The following is a 19,342-nucleotide window of genomic DNA, read 5'->3' as shown; positions in this document are numbered from 1 at the left end:
ATCTGGACGATGAAACGCGAGCGCCTCAACCAATGGCGGGGTATCGTCGCCCTGCTAGGTCATTGGTTGAGGCGCGTGCTGGACATCGTCCTCAGTTTGGGAGGGACACGATATCTTACCGGACATGGGGCCGCGCGATATATGGACCATGAGGCGTTCGAATCGAATGGCGTGAGCGTCGAGTATATGGACTACAGCCTAACACCATGGCCACAGGGCGATGTCGCCTTTACCCCTCATCTCTCCGTCCTCAACCTGATCGGCCATGTCGGCCGCGATGCCCATCAATATCTGCAACCCCGAACCACGCATTGGCGCGAATTTCTGGCAAAGCAGGAGCCATGACGCGTTGACCGGCAGACTCCCCCTATCGACTACTGGCGATGGTTCATGGGAGTGACGAAAAGGCTGCTAACTCTTCATGCATTTTCGTATTACCGGGTTCTTGGGAAACGCAGTCAAGCAAACAGGAATACGATATTGAAGCGAGTAAGCTTGAGATCTCCGGAAAACAGCGATTTTGAGTTTCTTGCCTCGCTTCGGAGAGATTCCGTGCTGCAGGCCCTGCTTCTCAATGTGGTGGCATCGACGGATGATGATGCAGTCGCGGGATGGTTAGACCGCCGGAAAAGCGACCCCGATGGCAGTTTCATGGTCATTGCCGACGATACGACGGACGAACCAATAGGCTTTGCCCAGATTACCAACATTCACCATCGCAACCGGTATGGCTTTGTTGGGATCGCTCTTGCGCAGAGCGCCCGAGGCCAAGGTCTGGGGCGCCTTGCAATGGCGAATCTCGTTGCCGTGGCAAAGGAAAAATACCAACTGGAGAAAATACTCCTGGAAGTCAGAGCAGATAATCTCGCTGCGCTCTCGCTTTACCAGTCGATGAATTTTCGAATTGTAGGCACACTACTGAATCATTTTCATACGGATGATAAATCTTATGATGTAATATTGATGGAGAAACAATTATAGAATTATATTGGAATTCAAAGTTTCTTTATTTTCGAGTTTTGCTCTTGAACAAGGCTAAAACCTGTCTGATGGCGACACGGGTAATCTTCCCAACTCGGGCAACCCTTTTACCGACATAGAAAAAAGTAATTCCCTTCAGGGCAAGCTTCCTTGCTCCGCTAAATCCGGCTTCATCGATATTATGGAGGCAAGCTTTCCAATAGGCTCGCCGCAGCCGGATCAGATGCATAGCCGGCACGATCCTCATCGAGCGATTGGCCTCCTTCCAGATGACTCGCTGAGAAAACTGAGCCTCCGGCGCCATCGCAACGGCTCTGCGTATGAAAACTGGATACATCACCAGATGATCGGACCCCCAGGGGTCCGGGTACGCCCGATTCACATAGTCCAATATTCCACGCAAGGCATCCGTTCGCCACATTCCGTAAAACCAGCTTGCGTGAGAGTCATAAAGAAGATCCGCGATCTGTCGGAGTTGCGTTCCCTGCGGCTCTCGAGGACGCGCAATGGTAACAGGCCGGTCGTTTCGATAGGTCATGACGGTAGGAACCGCCAGTAGGGCATCCGGCGTTCTATCAAAAGCGGCTACCAACCGCTCGACATAATCGGCGGACGACAAATCATCATGCGCTCGCCACAGGAAGAACGGCGTCTCCGCAGCGTCCACCAGACCACGAAAATTCTTCACAGGCCCGACATTCTCAGGCCGCCGCAAATATGTAATTCGATTATCGATTGCCGCATATCGCTCAATGATGGCTCGAGTGCCGTCTGTTGAAGCGTTATCCGAAATAACGACATGAATATTCTTGTATGTCTGGCTCAATAAACAGTCCAGACATTCCGCAATCATGTCTTCTGCATTGTAGACAGGAATCCCTATAGTTACGCAGGGCTCTGACACGCTCGCGGGCTCCTAACAGCAACAATCAAGGGATGTCCTATTCCTTTGCAGCAACAGCTGCAACTACCAAATCTCGCGCTGGTCCGAGCGTTTTGATCACGCTGGCGTCGCGTAGGCGAGCGCGGTATGTATCGACTGCCAATCAAGTAGAGCCGAGTCCCCGTGATCATTGCTCCCGAACGCATTCCCGTCGCAGGTCCCTCCATCACCGAGAGAGAAGCGGAACTCGCCGCGGAGGCTGCCCGCACGGCATGGTATGCCAATCACTATGCCTATAATGCCCGCTTCGAGCGCATGATGGCCGATTATGTCGGTGTGAAGCATGCCGTCAGCGTGCCGCATGCGACAGCGGCGCTGCATCTCATCCTGGCCGCGCTCGGCATCGGCCCGGGCGACGAGGTGATCGTGCCCGACGTGACCTGGATCGCCTCGGTGGCACCGATCACCTATGTCGGCGCCGAGCCGGTGCTCGTCGACATTCTGCCGGATACCTGGTGCATCGATCCGCGCGCCGCAGAGGCCGCCATCGGCCCCAAGACCAAGGCAATCCTGGGCGTGGATCTCTATGGTTCGATGTGTGACTGGCAGGCCTTGCAGGAGATTGCCGACCGGCACGGCATCCATCTCATCGAGGATTCGGCCGAGGCTCTCGGCTCTCGTTATCGCGGACGCCGGGCGGGCAGCTTCGGACGGGCCGCTGCCTTTAGCTTCCATGGTTCGAAAACGGTCGCCACCGGCGAGGGCGGCATGCTGGTGACCGATGACGACGCTCTTCACCAGCGCGTGCTCTGCCTGCGCGATCATGGCCGGGCACCCGGAGATCACCGCCTTTTCATCAATCAGGAAATCGCCTTCAAATATCGCATGAACGGCGTGACGGCAGCGCTCGGCGTCGCGCAGATGGAACGCATCGACACGCTGATCGCCCATAAGCGCGCCATTTTCGACTGGTATCGGCAACGGCTCGGCGGGCTTAACGGCATCACACTCAATGCCGAACCGGAAGATAGCGAGAACTCCTTCTGGATGGTGACGGTAGTGCTCGATCCGGCACTCGGTCTCGACAAGTTCAGCCTGATGGCCGAATTCGACAAGCGTAACATCGATACGCGCCCTTTCTTCTCGCCCCTGTCGAGCATGCAAGCTTTCGCCGATCGCCCGGCCGCCAAGCGCCTGGTCACCCCGCACGACAAGGGACAGGCGATCGCCAGGCACGGCATCAATCTGCCGTCGGGCTACAACATGACCGAAGACAAGGCGGATATCGTGGCGGGCGCCTTGCGCGAAATTCTTGCGGGCCGGGCCTGATGCGCCGAAAAGACGGATGGCGCGGCCGTCACGACGGATGGCTCGTGTGGTGAGCTCGCCTATCACCAGTCACTCGAGCCACATTGCGACGCGTGAAACGTCAACATCGAATAGTCTCCAAAGCTACCCGCTTTGATACTTATGCTCGTCTAAAAAAAGTAAATCGATATAACTTCCGCAACGGATAGCCTGGTTCAATTTCGTGCTGGACAGAGCCGAAATTGATTGTAGCATTCTACCTTGTTAACAAAGACGCTATTGAGTTTGTGGGTGCCATTTCTGCTGGGAGTTGTTTAACGTAATAACCAAGTGCAGATTTCGCTTGCGAAAGCTTGGCGTTTCGAGAAATCGGTGAACGGGGGAAGAAGTATTACTTCTTCCCCCGTTTTCGTTGCCGGTTGTCGCTGCCAGCTTTTTCAGCTCGAACCATCTACAGCACCTACATACCGTAATTCCTTTCTCGAGCGGCCGGCAGGCGCGATTTCGCGGCAGAACGGCCGGCGGACGGACTGGTCTGTCTATTTCAGGCTCTTGCTTGACGAGTCGGCCCGCGATAACCACGTGAGCGGCAAGCAGACCTTCAGGTTCATGCCTCCCGCCCGCATCGGGCGCGTCTTCGAGGCTCTCGAACTCGCCGGTCATCACAGGATTTGCCATGCCGCATAGCTTTGCTCGCAACGCTCTGGTGCTCGGCCTGCTGGCCGCCATCGGCCCGTTTGCAATCGATATGTATATTCCCGCCCTCCCTTCGATGGCGGAGCATCTCCAGACCAGCACCGCCGCCGCGCAAATGACCCTGATGGCCTTCTTTCTGGGTTTCGGCGTCACTTCGCGGTGGTTACCAGCGGTGTCGATAGCCTGCCCGTCCTGATCGTGATGCTGTTCATCACCTTTGCCTTCCTCGGCCTGGTCATTCCGACCAGCATGGTACTTTCGCTGGAACGTCACGGCCCCATCGCGGGCATGGCTTCGGCCCTTGGCGGCACGCTGCAGATGGTGACCGGGGCTGTCATGATCGCGATCGCCAGCCTGTTCTTCAACGGCACGGCCTTGCCGATGGTCACCATCATCGCCCTCTGCGCCATCGCGGCGCTGATTCTGGCTAGGCGGACCTTGACCGAGAAGGAGATTGCCGCGCCGGCAGAATAAGGCCAGCCACCGCGGCTCGACGGCTGTTTCGATCGCGGCCGAATCGGCTCTTTCCCATGGCAAATGCCAAGCCTGCTACTAAAGAGGTATCAGGATCGGCTTCCTGCCAGCGCTCGAACCTGCTAAATCTATTCCAATCTACGCATCTTTATGCAAAAAAGCCTCGCCTTCACACGCCGCGAGGCCTGCGCGCTATTCGCGCCTCCCAGCCAATCCGTCAAATTCGACACGTCATATTTGACGGAGTGTGCTCCTAGCGCCGCCCGTCTAGATTGCTCTTGCGAACGGCGCAGCGATCTCCAAACAGATCCCCTCCATGCTGTGCTGTTCGCACCTTCGCTCGGTTCTCTCGATACCCTCCCAAGCCCGCGCAGCGGGCTTCTTTTTGTGATCGGCAAGACGGACAGAAGTTTGGAATTTCGAAAGATATCAATTCGATAGGCTCCTTGGGCAGCCCAGCGCGGTTTGGAAGATCATTGGCATTTTGAGGCCTGACGATGACGCTCTCTCCTTCATCGTATCAGCTGATTCACCGGCAAGATCGGGAGCCGGATCGCGCATGTGAAACCCAGGCATTCGCCGAACCAAACCATCCATCGAAACTCAACGCCGATGCCTCCCCTTTCCAGGCCCGGGACCCGCCAGACTGGTATTCCCGCGATTGTTTTCCCTGGCTTGACGCCACACCGGCCGGCACGTTGCTGGCCGGTTTCCTCCTCCGACTAAGAAAGTAGCCTGACGTGGAAGCTCGCCTCGATCCTCTTATACTCGACAGAATGTTCCATGCGCTCGCCGATACCAGCCGTCGCTCCATGGTCGATCGTCTTGCCCGCGGACCAGCCTCTGTCAGTGAACTCGCACTCCCCCTCTCGATGGGCATGCCTGCGGTGCTCAAGCATCTCGGTGTGCTCGAAGCAGGGGGTATCGTCGTCTCCGAGAAGGCCGGCCGCGTGCGCACCTATCGCATGACGCCGCATGCGCTTGCACTGGCGGAAAGCTGGGTCGCAGAACGCATGGCCTTGCTCGACCACGCAGGCGACGACGCGCCGCTGCCGGTAAAGCTGCCGGAGCGTGCTCAGGTGACGCAGCTTCGCTCCGTCGAAGCCCGGTGATCTTGGACCTCCGCGAGGAGGCTTAAAGTGATAGAGTGGGCGCCCGTCAGGCGCCCACTCGACGATGCTGCAGTGCAGCCATGAAATGCCTGAGATCGCATCCGACCTGGTCGGCGATGCTGCATTTGGGCTCGAAGCCCCACCACGCCAGCGAGCCTTGCCACTGTGAGGCCATCAACTGGCCAAGCCCCACCTGCCCGTCGCTCTGCTTCGCCAGACAAGCATCGAGGATGCCGACGAGAACCGCGCGCCAGCGCGCGCCGCGGGCCCGCAATAGAGGATCGCGCAGATCCTCCCGCAGGATCAGCAATCCCTCGGCATAGGATTCGATACCGCCATAATCCCCGGAAAGGGCGACCAGCAGGTCGATCGCGCCCTCCGGCGTGCGCGATGCCCGTGCTGCCAATTGTGCGGTTTTTTCATCTAGACGATCCCAGGCATACAGCAAGGCGGCCTGTTTCAGGTGAACCTTGCTGCCGAAGCGTTGCACGAGAGTGGCCGCGGCCAGTCCGCAGGCCTGCGCCAAACCCGCAAATGTCAGAGCCTCCGGCCCCTTGCTGTGAAGCAGCTTGAGGGCCGCCTCCAGCACGGCCTCATCGGACAGAGTCTTGTGTCTAGGCATCTTGACAACCATTTATAACCGAACGATCATTTATATATATTGTTTCGAGCAACGAGAAAAGGTGCTCGCTATCGAAACTGGGAGTTGTTCTCATGCTGGACAGAAAGATCGCACTGGTCACGGGCGGCACGCGAGGAGCCGGCCGAGGCGTTGCCGTCGAACTCGGTGCGGCAGGCGCAACCGTCTATGTCACCGGACGCAGCACGCGCGGCCATCGCTCGGAATATGACCGGCCGGAAACCATCGAGGAGACGGCCGAACTGATCAATGCGGCGGGCGGCAAGGGCATTGCCGTCCGCGTCGACCATCTCGTACCCGACGAGGTGCGCGGTCTGGTGGAACGGATCCGGACCGAACATGGCCGCCTCGACATCCTGGTCAACGACATCTGGGGCGGCGAGAAATTGTTCGAATGGAACAAGGCCGTCTGGGAGCACGATCTCGACAAGGGATTGCGCCTGCTGCGCCTGGGCATCGATACCCATCTGATCACCGCACACCACGCCCTGCCCCTGCTGATCGAGCGCCCCGGCGGTCTTCTCGTGGAGATGACGGACGGGACGGCGGCATACAATGCCGAACACTATCGTCTCTCGCCCTTTTACGATCTGGTGAAGACATCGGTGATCCGCCTCGCCTGGGCGCATGCCAAGGACCTTGCCAAGCATGGCGCGACCTCGGTGGCACTCACCCCGGGCTGGCTGCGTTCGGAAATGATGCTCGAGGCGTTCGGCGTCTCAGAAGAAAACTGGCGGGATGCCATGGCGACGGTGCCGCATTTCGTCATTTCGGAAACGCCGCGCTTTGTCGGGCGTGCAGTGGCGGCTCTTGCAGGCGATGCTGAAAAGAATCGCTGGAACGGGCAGTCTCTTTCGAGCGGACAACTGGCGCGAATCTACGGTTTCACCGATCTTGACGGCTCCCAGCCCGACGCTTGGCGCTACATTCCGGAGGTCGAAGAAGCCGGGAAGCCGGCTGACGCGACCGGTTATCGATAGGTTCCTTCATGGCCATGCCTGCCTCCGCCGAAACCTCAGGATCCACCCGAGGCATCCTGGCCATGATCATTGCGATGGTGAGCGTGCCGTCCGTCGACGGCATCGCCAAATATCTGAGTGCCGACTACTCGCCTTTCTTCATCGGCTGGGCGCGCTATGCAGTGGCCGGTCTGGCGGTACTGCCTCTCTCGGCCCTCCTGCATGGCAAGAGGATGTTCCCGGCCGAGCATCTTGCTTCCCATGTCGCGCGCACCGTCTTCCTGGTCGCGGCGATGACCCTGTATTTCCTGGCCATTGCCCGCATCCCGCTGGCGACGGCGCTTTGCGCCTATTTCGTAGGCCCGGTCTTGGCCGTCGCGCTTTCGGTCGTCGTGCTCAAGGAACGCATGACGCTGGCCAAGGGCGTCAGCCTCGCTTTGGGCTTCGCCGGCTCGCTCATCATTCTCCAGCCCGGCAGCGCCATCGAGCCCGGCATTCTGCTGGCCCTGGCCTCCGGCATCTGCTTTGCCTTCTACCTGATCGCCACCAGGCGGGCGGCCCAGCAGAGTGATCCCGTCAAGACCCTGGCTTTTCAGTGCTTCGTCGGTGCCGCGCTGCTTACGCCGCAGGCTGTGCTTTCCTGGTCCGCCCCCGCAGTCGATCATCTCCTGCTCTTCGCCGGCCTCGGCCTGATCTCGGCGGTCTGCCACCTGCTCTCCATCATCGCCTTTCGCTTCGCCGATGCCTCGACCCTGGCACCTCTCGTCTATGCCGAACTCGTTGGCGCCGCCATCGTCGGCTATTTCGCCTTCGGCGACGTACCGGACATGGTGACCCTGCTCGGAGCCGCCTTCATCATCGCGGCGGGACTCATCTTGTTGTTGCGCCGGACCGCAATCTGAACCCAGGCCCCGAAGGTCTTATCCCCCGCGAATATCCAGGGTTGTCGCGGGCGGAACGAGCACGTTTACTCGTGCCATAACGAATCTCGGCAACAGCCGGGACGCCCATAAGGGGAAGTCCGCATGAAGCCCGCACTGAGACTATTCGCCCTCGTCCTCCCCCTCACGGCCGGCCTTTTGAGTGGGTCCGCCCACCCTGCCTGGGCCGAGACGGTGCTTCACAAAGGCAATGGTGCCGAGGCGCAGACGCTCGATCCAACCCACAGCTCGATCATTGCCGAACAGTTCATCCTCAAGGACCTGTTCGAGGGACTCACCGTTTTCGACGCTGCCGGCAAGATCACATCGGGGACAGCCGAGAGCTGGTCGATGTCGTCCGACGGTCTCGTCTATACCTTCAAGCTGCGCCCCAACGCCAAATGGTCCAATGGCGATCCGGTCACCGCCGGTGACTTCGTCTTCAGCTTCCGCCGGCTCGAGGATCCCAAGGAAGCCGCCAGCTTCGCCAATCTGTTTTATCCGATCAAGAATGCCGAAGCCGTGAACAGCGGCAAGGCCGGCGTCGACACGCTCGGCGTCAAGGCCCTCGATGATAGAACGTTGGAGATCACGCTGGAACGGCCAACGCCCTATCTCCTGCAACTTCTTGCCAATCAAAGCGCCCTGCCGGTGCATCAGGCCTCGGTCGAGAAGCTCAAGGCCGACTTTGTCAAGCCCGGCAATTTGATCTCCAACGGTGCCTACACCCTGACCGAGAACCTTGCCAATGATCATGTCACGCTGGTGAAGAACCAGCGTTACTGGGATGCCGCCAATGTTCGCATCGATAAGGTGATCTCCTATCCGATCGATGACCAGGCCGCAGCCCAGCGACGCTTTCTTGCGGGCGAGCTCGATATGACCTTCGAGTTCGCGGCCGATCAGTTGAAATTTCTCAAGGAGAAGGTGGGCGATCAGGTGCATGTCTCGCCGAACCTGACCAATGAGTATTATGCCTTCGACACCCGCACCCCGCCCTTCAACGATGCCAGGGTTCGGCGCGCTCTGTCGATGGCGGTCGATCGCGATTTCCTGGCCGAGAAGATCTTCTCGGGAACACGCGTCGGCAGCTACAGCTTTGTCCCTTCGGGCCTGCCAGGCTATACATCCGCCAAGCCTGATTTCGCGCAGATGCCCCAGCTCGACCGCGAGGACGCCGCCAAGGACCTGCTCAAGCAGGCCGGCTTCGGCGAGGGCGGCAAGCCACTGAAGCTCACCATCCGTTTCGGCACCAACGACAACAATCGCCGGATCGCCACCGCCGTGGCCGATATGTGGAAAGCGCTCGGCGTGGAGGTCTCGCTGCTCAATTCGGACAGCAAGTCCCACTACGCCTTCCTGCGCGACGGCGGCACCTTCGAGGTGGCGCGCGCGGCCTGGGTGGCCGACTATGCCGACGCCGAAAACTTCCTGGCGCTACCAATGACGGCCAACAAGGCGTTCAACTATTCCCATTTTGCCAGTCCGGACTATGACGCGCTGGTCGCCAAATCCTATACGGAAGCCGATCCGGCCAAGCGCCTGAAGATTCTGGAGAATGCCGAGGCGCTGCTGGCGCGCGACCAACCCGTCGCGCCGCTACTCTCCAATGCCGATCTCTGGTTGGTCTCGAACAAGGTGAAGGGATGGCAGGACAACGCCGCCAACGAGCATCTGACGCGGTTCCTCAGCAAGGAAGAGTGACGAAATCTCTCAGCCTTGCCCTTTCCCCGTTGAGGACAGGGTAAGGCTGAGCACGTGCCCAAACAGAAACCCTGTTACGCCACCAGGCCGAATTCCGCGGCGCTGTCACCAAGCCAGTGCCAAAAGCTGCCGGCCATACTCCGAAACAGGGCGATCTCATAGGTCGGCGTTTCGTCGAGCTGCCACAGCGTCACGCCGATATGCGAGCATGCGGTGACCGCGACGTCGCCCGGGGCGAACGCGCGCGGATGCAGGTCGATGTCCAGCCCCTTGGCGAACATATCGCGGGCTCGCGGACCTGACACCCGCAACGCGGCATAACCGGAGGTCTGGTCGGTTACTGACGCCAGCGTGCCAACCGCTTCGACCAGATCCGAGACAAGCAAATTGGCCTCGCCAGCTTCGCGCGTAACCAGCCAGGCCGACGGCCCGATGCCCAGGGCGGCGAGCGCGCCGGCGACGGCGCGCTTGGGCCCATTCGGCAGCCCGAGGCCATAGGCGGCCTGCATGCGGGCCGCCAGCGCTCCCTCCTGCCCCTTGCGGGCGGCCAGGGTGACGATTTCCAGGCCTGAGCGATCCTGCACGGTGACGCCCGCCCCCGTTCCCACCGGTTTCAGCAAGCCGGCAAAGGCGCTACGGGACTCCAAACGCCCGGCACTGATGGCGTCAAACATGGAGACGGCTCCCTTCAGGATCAAAGAAGATGGGCGAGAGGACTTCGACCTCGATGTCGCCGTTGCGCACCGGGTCATAGGCCCGGATCACCTCGCCGTGGCGGGATGGGCCATTGGCAAGAAGACCAAGGCCGATCCAGCTTTCGAGCATCGGCGAATAGACCACGGAAGTCGCAAAGCCCTCATCGTTGGCCGCGACAGCCGCGGCCCCCTTCTTGAGGAAATGCGAGCCGGCACGCAGCCGATCCGCCGGATTGACCGGCTTGACGCCGACGAGGCCGGGACGATCGGGCGCCACCAAGGCCGGACGCTGGGCCAGGACACGGCCGATATAGTCCTTCTTGGTCGACATCATCTTGCCGAGGCCAAGATCGCGGGCCGTGGTCTGGCCGTTGAGCTCGTTGCCGGCGACATGCCCCTTCTCCACGCGCATGACGCCGAGAGCCTCGGTGCCGTAGGCGCAGCCGCCGATTTCCTCGGCCAGGGTCATCAGCGCCTGGAGCAGCGCAAGGCCGTAATGGGCTGGTACCGCGATCTCAAAGGCGAGTTCACCCGAGAAGGAGAGCCGGTAGAGCCGCGAGCCGACATTGCCGAGCTGCAGCGTTGCACATCCCATATAGGGGAAGGCTTCGTTCGACAGATCGGCGCTGGCGCCGTAGAGCTTCTGCAGCAGTTCCCGCGCCTTCGGCCCGGCCACCGCATATTGCGACCACTGCTCGGTGATCGAGGATAGCGAGACGTCGAGTTCGGGCCAGAGCGTCTGGCGGCAAAATTCGAGATGCTGCATCACCTTCACGGCATTCGCCGTGGTGGTCGAGATCACATAATGATCGGGCGCAAAGCGGGCCGCCGTGCCGTCATCCATGACGAAGCCGTCTTCGCGCAGCATCAGGCCGTAGCGGCATTTACCGACAGCAACAGTCGAGAAGGTATTGATATAGACGCGGTCGAGGAAAGCGCCGGCATCGGCCCCCTTGATGTCGATCTTGCCGAGGGTCGAGACATCGCACACGCCGACAATCGAGCGAGTGGTCTTGACCTCGCGGCAGACGCTCTCCAGCCAGTCTTTCTCGCCCGGACGTGAGAACCATTGTGGGCGCAGCCACTGGCCGGCCTCCACCATGGTGGCGCCGTTGGCCATCGCCCATTCATGACCCGCCGTAAGGCGCGTTGCCTTGAAATGCTTGTCGCGATGTGGCCCGGCCAAAGCGCCGATCGCCACCGGGAAATGCGGCGGACGCGAAACCGTGGTGCCGACCTCCGTCATCGAACGGCCGAGCAGGCCCGCCATCATGGCATGGCCCGAGATGTTCGAGGTCTTGCCCTGGTCGGTCGCCATGCCGAGCGTGGTGTAGCGCTTGAGATGTTCGACCGAGCGGAAGCCTTCGCGATGGGCGATCTCGATGTCCTTGGCCGTGACGTCGTTCTGCTGGTCGACGAAAGCCTTGCTCTTCGTCTCGGCGACATGCCAGAGCGGCTTGAGGCCCGTCGGCTCGTCGTCACAGGCCGGGATCGGAGCCTGCCCGGCGGAAAAGCCGAGATCGCCAGCCGCGGCCCGGCCCGCTTGCGCGCCCGCCCGCAGGCAAGCACCCAGGGAAAAGTCGCCATTGGCGGCCCCGGCCACCGTCATGCCATCAGGCAGATCGCCCGGCACGAAAGCCGCAAGCTCATCCGACCAGCGCGGCCGGGCGCCCTTATGGGTGGTGAGTGCGACCTGCGGGTTCCAGCCACCGGACACCGCCAGGAAATCGGCGGGAATAGTCTCGCGCTTGCGCTCGGCGATCACCTCGACCGACTTGACGCCCTGGGCGCCGCCCTTGGCGTCGGTCACGCTCGCACCGAGCAAAGTGCGCGTTCCCGCCTTGCCGGCCCAGCCGGACACCGCCGCATCGACCTCACGGCGCGGATCAACGACCGCTGCCACGGTTACACCGGCAGCCACGAGATCGGCCGCCGTGCGCCAGCCATCGTCGCTGGTGGTGAACACCACCGCTTGGCGGCCCGGCGCTACGCCATAACGGTTGAGGTAGCTGCGCGCTGCTGAGGCGAGCATCACGCCCGGACGGTCATTGCCGCCGAAGACGATGGGTCGCTCGATGGCGCCCATGGCGTTGATGCAGCGCTTGGCCATGATGTGCCACAGGCGCTGACGCGGCTGATGGGCGGGCGGTACGGGCAGGTGATCGGCAACCCGCTCCAGGGCACCATAGGTACCCGTGTCATAGACGCCGAACACCTGGGTGCGTCTGAAGATGCGCACCTCGGGCATGGAAGCGAGTTCCGCCTCGATATCGGCGGCAAAGGCAGCGGCCGGCTTGCCGCCGACCTCATGCCGCTCGGCCAACAACCGCCCGCCAAGCCGGAAATCATCGTCGCACAGGATCACGCGCGCGCCGGCCCGGCCCGCCTCGAGCGCCGCCATCAGGCCAGCCGGCCCGGCACCGATCACCAGCACGTCGCAGAAGGCGGCGGCCTTCTCGTAGGTGTCGGGATCCGGCAATTGACTGGCGCTGCCGAGGCCCGCGGCACGGCGGATCATCGGCTCATAGAGCTTCTCCCACAGGGCCGCCGGCCACATGAAAGTCTTGTAGTAGAAGCCCCCGACAAAGATCGGGCCAGCGAGCTGGTTTACCGACAAGAGGTCGAATTTCAGCGAGGGCCAACGGTTCTGGCTCGCCGCCTCCAGGCCTTCGTACAATTCGATCGTAGTGGCCTTGGTATTGGGCTCGCGTCGGGCGCCGCTGCGCAGTTCCACCAGCGCATTCGGTTCCTCCGGGCCCGCGGTGAAGATGCCGCGTGGACGGTGATATTTGAACGAGCGCCCGACCAGGCGGATGCCGTTGGCAAGCAGGGCCGAGGCCAGCGTGTCGCCACCAAGCCCTTCATAGCTGTTGCCGTCGAAGCGGAACCGCACCGTGCTGTTACGATCGACCAGGCCGGCGGAGGGCAGACGGAAGGAAACGGCCTCGCTCATGATGCGGCTCCCAAAGCTTGAGGCATCACCAGTTCAGCCTTTTCGATTGCGTGGGTCTTGGTGTTGCGCCGGACCTTGAGCCAGGAACGGCAGCCCGAGCCGTGATACCAGAACTCCTCATGCGCTCCCTCGGGGTTGTCGCGCAGGTAGGCATATTCATAAAAGTGCTTGCCGGCGTCCGGCGCCGAGGCATCCGGACGGCTCGGCCCGGCATCGCCGAGATAGGTGAATTCGTGCACGCCGCGCGCACCGCAATAAGGACAGGCAATCCGCATTGAACCGTGCCTTGAAGTGTTTTGCGATCCGACGGCTTCGCCAAGAATCGCAAAAACGCGTTGAAACAAAGAGCTAGAGCAAAATCGCGTTCTACCAACCGCGTTGTGCTCTAGTGAAGATTGGGTTGGGCGCCCTGGCCCTTTTCGTCGATCACCGCTCCTGTCTCGAAGCGATTGAGCCGATAGGCCGCCGCCACGTCGTGCGGCTGATCCTTGGCAATGAGATGGGCAAAGCACCAACCGGAAGCCGGCGTCGCCTTGAAGCCGCCATAGCACCAGCCGCAATTGAGATAGAGGCCGTCGATGCCGCTCTTGTCGATGATGGGCGAGCCATCCATCGACATGTCCATGATGCCGCCCCAGCTGCGCAGCAGCCTGAGACGGCCGATCATCGGCATCACCGCCATGCCGCCTTCGCAGACATCCTCCACCACCGGCATATTGCCGCGCTGGGCATAGGAATTGTAGCCATCGATGTCGCCGCCGAAGACCAGGCCGCCCTTGTCGGACTGGCTGACATAGAAATGGCCGGCGCCGAAAGTGATCACGCCCGGGATCAGCGGCTTGAGCCCCTCGGTGACGAAGGCCTGCAGCACATGGCTCTCGATCGGCAGGCGCAATCCCGCCATGGTACCGACCTTGGAGGTATTGCCCGCTACCGCCATGCCGATCTTCTTGGCCCGGATGGTGCCGCGGGTGGTCTCGACACCCACGATGGCATCGCCTTCGCGGACAAAGCCCTTCACTTCGCAATTCTGGATGATATCGACACCGCGATCGCTGGCGGCACGCGCATAGCCCCAGGCCACCGCATCGTGACGCGCCGTGCCGCCGCGCCGCTGCAGCAGGCCGCCCTGGATCGGGAAACGGGCATTGTCGAAGTTGAGGAAAGGCGCCATCGCCTTCACGCCATCGCGATCGAGCAGTTCGGCATCGACGCCGTTCAGGCGCATGGCATTGCCGCGGCGGGCGAAGGCGTCGCGCTGGGCGTCGGAATGATAGAGGTTCAGCACGCCGCGCTGGCTCATCATCGCATTGTAGTTGAGATCCTGCTCCAGGCCCTCCCACAGCTTCATGGCGTGCTCGTAGAAGGGAATATTGCCCTGCAACATGTAGTTCGAGCGCACGATCGTGGTGTTGCGGCCGACATTGCCGCCGCCGATCCAGCCCTTCTCGATCACGGCGACATTAGTGATGCCGTGATTCTTGGCGAGATAATAGGCCGTGGCCAGACCGTGGCCACCGCCGCCGATGATGATCACGTCGTAGTTGAGGCGCGGCTCGGCGTCACGCCAGGTCGGCGTCCAGCCACGGTGGCCGTTCAGGGCATTCTTGAGAAGGGAGAACAGAGAGTAATGCATCGATCTTCTTGCCGGGGAAGAGTTCGGAAAACTTCGGTCGTCCGGTCGCTTGGCCGCCTGGCGAGAGGTGGATTCGAGAGCATGCTGCCCTAGCGCCCACATCCAAGACCAGGCCACGCCGGCACGATCAGCGCTTATCGTCGAGAATCATGGGTACCTCTGCCCTCATCGAATATGGGCTGCCTCGTTCATAGGCATAGCAGCCTGTTACCCACAGTGAAAGATTATTCCTGCGCGTGCAAGATCTTTTGCTACTTTAATGCCAGGAAAAAAGTTTCACCACGAATAGCGACCGCTCGCAAATGGCTCAAAACAGGGCATCCAGCGGCTGCGGCCGAGCCAGGATGAAGCCCTGGGCCTGATCGACGCCCAGGCCACGCAACAGAGCCAAAGTCTCCTCATTCTCCACCTGCTCGGCCACCGTAATGGCACCCAGGCGATGACCGACCGTATTGATCGATTCGACGATGGCGCGATCGACTTCGCTCTGTGTCATCTGCCGGATGAAATCGCCATCGATCTTCAGGCCGTCGACGGAGAATTGCCTGAGATAGGTGAAGGAGGACAGTCCCTTGCCGAAATCGTCGAGGATCACACCGCAGCCGGCAGCACGCGCCCTGGAAAGAAACTGCTGGGCGGCCGCCAGATTGTTGATCACGGCAGTCTCGGTAATCTCGAAATGGATCCGCCGGGGCGGCAGGCCCGATTGCGCAAACTCCTCCTGCAGCAGCGGCCAGAGGAAGGGATCGTTCAAGGAGTTGGCCGAGAGATTGATGGCAAGGGTGATGTCGTCGGCGCCCAGCAGATGGGCACCATAGCGACGGAACGTGGTGTGGATGACCCAGCGGTCGATGCTGCCCATCAGGTCATAATGTTCGGAGGCCGGGATGAAGGCAGCCGGCGCGACGATGTTGCCGGCATCGTCGAGCATGCGGAGCAGGATCTCGAAATGCCGCTGTCCGCCGCCCTGTCCGGAAAGATCGAAGATCTCTTGGGCATAAAGGCGGAAGCGATTGGCTTCAATCGCATGGCGAATGCCCGCAGCCACCCGCATCTCGCTGTGATTGCGATGGGCCGCACTCTCACCGTCACCATAGACCGCAAACTGGTTTCGGCCGGAGGTCTTGGCCGTGTAGCAGGCGATGTCGGCCTGGCTCATCAACTCATCCTGCCGCGGTGAGTGCACATCGATCTTGGTCAGCCCCATGCTGGCCCCGATCTGATAGGTCCGGCCATCCCAAGCGAAGCGCAATTCGGCCAGGCCACGCAGAAAGCGCTGCGCAACCGCCTCCCCGTCGCCGATCGAGCAATCGCGCAGCAGCAGTGCGAACTCGTCACCGCCCAGGCGCGCCGGCACATCCTCCGGCCGGCAGACGCGGCGCATGAGATTGGCGACCTCGCGCAGCAGCGCGTCGCCGGCAGCATGCCCGGCACTGTCGTTGACGATCTTGAAACGATCGAGGTCGATGAAGCACAGCACGTGCCAATGTTCGCCCTGGCGCGCGCGCTCCAGCGAAAGTCGGATCTCGCGCTCGAAGGCGGACCGGTTGGGAAGCCCGGTCAGACTGTCGTGATTGGCCGAGTGTTCGAGTGCCTGCTGCAGGACGCGGGCCTTTGTCACGTCCTGGAACACCAGCACCGCACCGATGATTTCTCCCGTGGCCGTCCGCACGGGAGCGGCCGAGTCGCGCACGCTGCGTCGCTCACCATCGCGCCGCAGCAGGACGGCGCCGTCGCTGAGATAATAGGGGCGCATCCGAGCCAGGCAGGTCTCCACCGGATCGGCAAGGATCTCGCCAGTGGTTTCATCGACGATGCGAAACACCTCGGCCAGGCGCTTGCCGACCGCATCCCGGCCCATCCATCCCGTCATTTCTTCCGCGACCGGGTTCATGAAGGTGACCCTTGCGTGAGCGTCGGTCGAGATCACGGCGTCCCCGATCGAATGCAGGGTGATCCGCAATCGCTCCTTTTCCTCGAACAGTGCCTCCACCAGTTCCTTGTGCTCGGTGACATCCCAATCCATGCCGACCGTGCGGACAGGCGCGCCGGCCTCGTCGCGGATCACCCGGGCGAGCGAATGGATGTGGCGGATCTTGCCGGAACGCTGGACCCGCAAGCGGAATTCCATGTCGAACAGCGAGTCTTCGCGCATCGCCCTGTCATATTCGCGCGTGATCGCGACGACGTCGTCCGGATGAATGCGATCGAGCCAGGCCTCCCGGCTGCCGTCATAGCTGCCCGGCGCCATTTCATAGAGCTGGTGGAGGCGATCGTCCCAGCTATAGCGCTGGGAGGCAAAATCATACTCGAAGACACCGACGCCAGCCGCCTCGATCGCCAGTTGCAGCCGCTGATTGAGGGCCAGGATAGCGCTCTCGGCCTCCTTGCGTGCGGTGATGTCGGTATGGGTTCCGATAATGCGCAAAGCACGCCCGTCCGCTGCCCGTTCGACCACCTTGCCCCGGTCATAGATCCAGCGCCAGTTGCCATCCTTGGCGAGCAGACGGTTCTCGAAAACGAAATCCGGCGTCTCGCCACGCAGATGCGCCTCGATAGTCGCCTGGCAATACGGCAGGTCTTCGGGATGAACGCGATCCGACCACTCGCTCGCGCTGGTGCCGATCTCGCCCTCCCCGTAGCCCAGCATTGCTTTCCACTGATGCGAATAGAACACCTCCCCGGTCTCGAGATTTTGGTCCCAGACCCCGTCGCCCGATCCATAGAGAGCAAACTGCCAGCGCATCTCACTTTGCCGCAAAGCCGCCTCGGCGACCTTGGCATCGGTGATGTCGCGGGAGATGCCGATCAGCCCGGTAATCTCGCCACGCTCGTTGCGCCGGGGCGCCTTGGTGGAGGAATAGGTGCGCCGCAAGCCCTCGAGCATCGCCGTTTCCTCCATGGTGGAGGGTTCCCCGCTCTCCATCACGTGGCGGTCGTTCTCGATCAGGGCGCCCGCCACCTCGGCCGAAAAAATCTCGGTGTCGGATCGACCCAGGATTTCATCGCTCGTCTTCCCCATCAGCCTCTCGACCGAGGGATTGACCAGCGCGTAGCGACCGTCGCGATCCTTGGCGTAGATCAGGTCGGGCGTCCCGTTCATCACGGCCTGCAGCAGGACCAGCGTGTCGTGCAGCCTCTGATTGCGTTCCACATCGTCGGTGACGTCCCAGCAGACACCGATCCCATGCGTCAGGGCGCCGTCCTCTCCTCGGATCAGCCGAACCGTCGAGCGGATATGACGCCCCCTGCCCGTCTTCGGATGCCGGATGCGATAGTCGAGCTGATAGTGCGAGCCCGACCGCAGACCGCTCCGACGGATACGGTCGACCCGGGCAGCATCTTCGGGCGAAAGCAAGCTGCGGAACGCTTCCATCGTGTTGTCGAACGTCTCCGGCGTGACGCCGTGAAGCGCGTAGGTTCGCGCATCCCAATGCCGGAGCCCCGAGGGATAATCGACGTGGAAGATGCCGATGCCACCGGCCTGCACGGCAACTTCCAATCGCTCCGAGACGGTGGAAAGGCGTGCCTCCATCTCCTTTTGCCGCGTGATGTCGGTGATGGTTCCGATCATGCGCCTGGCGGTGCCGTCGGGTGCATACTCGACCGTCCGGCCTCGGCTTATCACCCAGATCCAATGGCCGTCACTGTGCTTCAATCGGTAGGTGACGTCGAAATCACGATCGCCATTGAGCCGAACACGCTCCGCGGCCTCCGCCGTGCGGGCGAGATCGTCCGGGTGCATCCTGCTCTGCCAATTGCCGATCGAAAGCACGTACTCGTCGTCCGGAAGGTTGAGCATCGTGCACCAATGCGGCGACACCCACACCATCGCAGTGGGCACGTCGAAGTCCCACACGACCTGCCTAGACCCCTCCAGAGCCTGGCGCCAACGCCACTCCGCCTCGGCCAGGCTCGTCTCGTTCGGCATTTGGGCCGACACGGCCACGATTTGCGCAATGGCGGCATAGGGCGAGGCCTCGTCCGGCTTGGCCAGTTGGGAGAGGCTGGTCATGCCGGTGAAGACCGTGCCGTCATGGCGACGATAGCGGCGCTTGACACCGTCCTCGTCCCAACCATCCCAGGAAAGACCGGCCCGGTCCTCCGGATGAGCAAGGTCGACAAGAGTCATGCCGACATAGTCTGCCGCCTGGTAACCGGTGAGCCGACAAAAGGCCGGATTGGCATAGCAAAACCGGCCGTCATGCCCGATCAGTGCCATGGCGACACCGGCTTGCTCGATGACGCGGCGAAGCAGAGCCACATCGCCCGGAAGAACGACCGCATCGAAGCGATCGGAGCCCAGCCCGGCATCTATCTTCATCTGGCGGATCTCAACTGCGCGAGCGAAATCAACAGCATTGGAATTGCCATGATGGTA

Annotated in this window: 16 protein-coding genes; 9 read left to right on the top strand and 7 right to left on the bottom strand. The window is 61.5% G+C overall.

The window, feature by feature from the left end; genetic code table 11:
• Positions 1-9 precede the first annotated feature (9 nt).
• A complete protein-coding gene (locus AB4037_RS28480; RefSeq protein ID WP_441773785.1) occupies positions 10-345 on the top strand; it encodes a WbqC family protein in 336 nt (111 codons plus the stop codon).
• Between the two features lie 45 nt (positions 346-390).
• Positions 391-981: a GNAT family N-acetyltransferase gene (locus AB4037_RS28475; protein WP_441773784.1), complete on the top strand. Its 591-nt coding sequence runs from the start codon at positions 391-393 to the stop codon at positions 979-981.
• A gap of 25 nt (positions 982-1,006) precedes the next feature.
• Here AB4037_RS28475 and AB4037_RS28470 read toward each other — a convergent pair whose 3' ends face one another.
• Positions 1,007-1,885: a glycosyltransferase family 2 protein gene (locus AB4037_RS28470; protein ID WP_441773783.1), complete on the bottom strand. Its 879-nt coding sequence runs from the start codon at positions 1,883-1,885 to the stop codon at positions 1,007-1,009.
• Between the two features lie 162 nt (positions 1,886-2,047).
• Here AB4037_RS28470 and AB4037_RS28465 point away from each other — a divergent pair, with 162 nt between their 5' ends.
• From AB4037_RS28465 to AB4037_RS28450, 4 genes are all read left to right on the top strand, one after another.
• On the top strand, positions 2,048-3,193 hold the full coding sequence (locus AB4037_RS28465) for a DegT/DnrJ/EryC1/StrS family aminotransferase (protein ID WP_434955648.1): 1,146 nt from the start codon (positions 2,048-2,050) through the stop codon (positions 3,191-3,193).
• 655 nt (positions 3,194-3,848) lie between these two features.
• The gene (locus AB4037_RS28460; RefSeq protein WP_441773782.1) at positions 3,849-4,064 is read left to right on the top strand and encodes a hypothetical protein; all 216 of its coding nucleotides are present in this window, start codon (positions 3,849-3,851) and stop codon (positions 4,062-4,064) included.
• Positions 4,028-4,342, top strand: coding sequence for a hypothetical protein (locus AB4037_RS28455; protein WP_441773781.1), 315 nt, complete (start codon positions 4,028-4,030; stop codon positions 4,340-4,342). The genes AB4037_RS28460 and AB4037_RS28455 overlap by 37 nt, the downstream gene beginning before the upstream one ends.
• A gap of 776 nt (positions 4,343-5,118) precedes the next feature.
• Positions 5,119-5,454 (top strand): ArsR/SmtB family transcription factor, encoded by a 336-nt coding sequence (locus AB4037_RS28450; protein WP_441773780.1) that lies wholly within the window; start codon positions 5,119-5,121, stop codon positions 5,452-5,454.
• A gap of 46 nt (positions 5,455-5,500) precedes the next feature.
• Here AB4037_RS28450 and AB4037_RS28445 read toward each other — a convergent pair whose 3' ends face one another.
• On the bottom strand, positions 5,501-6,076 hold the full coding sequence (locus tag AB4037_RS28445) for a TetR/AcrR family transcriptional regulator (RefSeq protein ID WP_441773805.1): 576 nt from the start codon (positions 6,074-6,076) through the stop codon (positions 5,501-5,503).
• A gap of 92 nt (positions 6,077-6,168) precedes the next feature.
• On the opposite strand from AB4037_RS28445, the gene AB4037_RS28440 reads away from it, so the two are divergent.
• The 3 genes from AB4037_RS28440 to AB4037_RS28430 all read left to right on the top strand — a co-directional run bounded on the left by AB4037_RS28440 (position 6,169) and on the right by AB4037_RS28430 (position 9,677).
• On the top strand, positions 6,169-7,074 hold the full coding sequence (locus tag AB4037_RS28440; protein WP_441773779.1) for an SDR family oxidoreductase: 906 nt from the start codon (positions 6,169-6,171) through the stop codon (positions 7,072-7,074).
• A gap of 8 nt (positions 7,075-7,082) precedes the next feature.
• On the top strand, positions 7,083-7,955 hold the full coding sequence (locus tag AB4037_RS28435; protein WP_441773778.1) for a DMT family transporter: 873 nt from the start codon (positions 7,083-7,085) through the stop codon (positions 7,953-7,955).
• A 123-nt stretch (positions 7,956-8,078) separates the two neighbouring features.
• The gene (locus AB4037_RS28430) at positions 8,079-9,677 is read left to right on the top strand and encodes a peptide ABC transporter substrate-binding protein (RefSeq protein ID WP_441773777.1); all 1,599 of its coding nucleotides are present in this window, start codon (positions 8,079-8,081) and stop codon (positions 9,675-9,677) included.
• Between the two features lie 74 nt (positions 9,678-9,751).
• On the opposite strand, the gene AB4037_RS28425 is transcribed toward AB4037_RS28430, so the two are convergent.
• From AB4037_RS28425 to AB4037_RS28405, 5 genes are all read right to left on the bottom strand, one after another.
• On the bottom strand, positions 9,752-10,351 hold the full coding sequence (locus AB4037_RS28425; protein ID WP_434955642.1) for a sarcosine oxidase subunit gamma: 600 nt from the start codon (positions 10,349-10,351) through the stop codon (positions 9,752-9,754).
• Positions 10,344-13,325 (bottom strand): sarcosine oxidase subunit alpha family protein, encoded by a 2,982-nt coding sequence (locus AB4037_RS28420; RefSeq protein WP_441773776.1) that lies wholly within the window; start codon positions 13,323-13,325, stop codon positions 10,344-10,346. Before AB4037_RS28420 ends, AB4037_RS28425 begins: the two co-directional genes overlap by 8 nt.
• Positions 13,322-13,600, bottom strand: coding sequence for a sarcosine oxidase subunit delta (locus AB4037_RS28415; RefSeq protein ID WP_149251521.1), 279 nt, complete (start codon positions 13,598-13,600; stop codon positions 13,322-13,324). Before AB4037_RS28415 ends, AB4037_RS28420 begins: the two co-directional genes overlap by 4 nt.
• A 110-nt stretch (positions 13,601-13,710) precedes the next feature.
• On the bottom strand, positions 13,711-14,961 hold the full coding sequence (locus AB4037_RS28410) for a sarcosine oxidase subunit beta family protein (protein ID WP_441773775.1): 1,251 nt from the start codon (positions 14,959-14,961) through the stop codon (positions 13,711-13,713).
• Positions 14,962-15,268: 307 nt separating this feature from the next.
• Positions 15,269-19,285 (bottom strand): PAS domain-containing protein, encoded by a 4,017-nt coding sequence (locus tag AB4037_RS28405; protein WP_441773774.1) that lies wholly within the window; start codon positions 19,283-19,285, stop codon positions 15,269-15,271.
• Positions 19,286-19,342: the final 57 nt, after the last annotated feature.

This window comes from Labrys sp. KB_33_2, assembly GCF_052114505.1.
GTDB lineage: Bacteria > Pseudomonadota > Alphaproteobacteria > Rhizobiales > Labraceae > Labrys.
The sequence above is the reverse complement of the archived record's forward strand: the minus strand, read 5'-3'. Positions and strand labels throughout refer to the sequence as shown.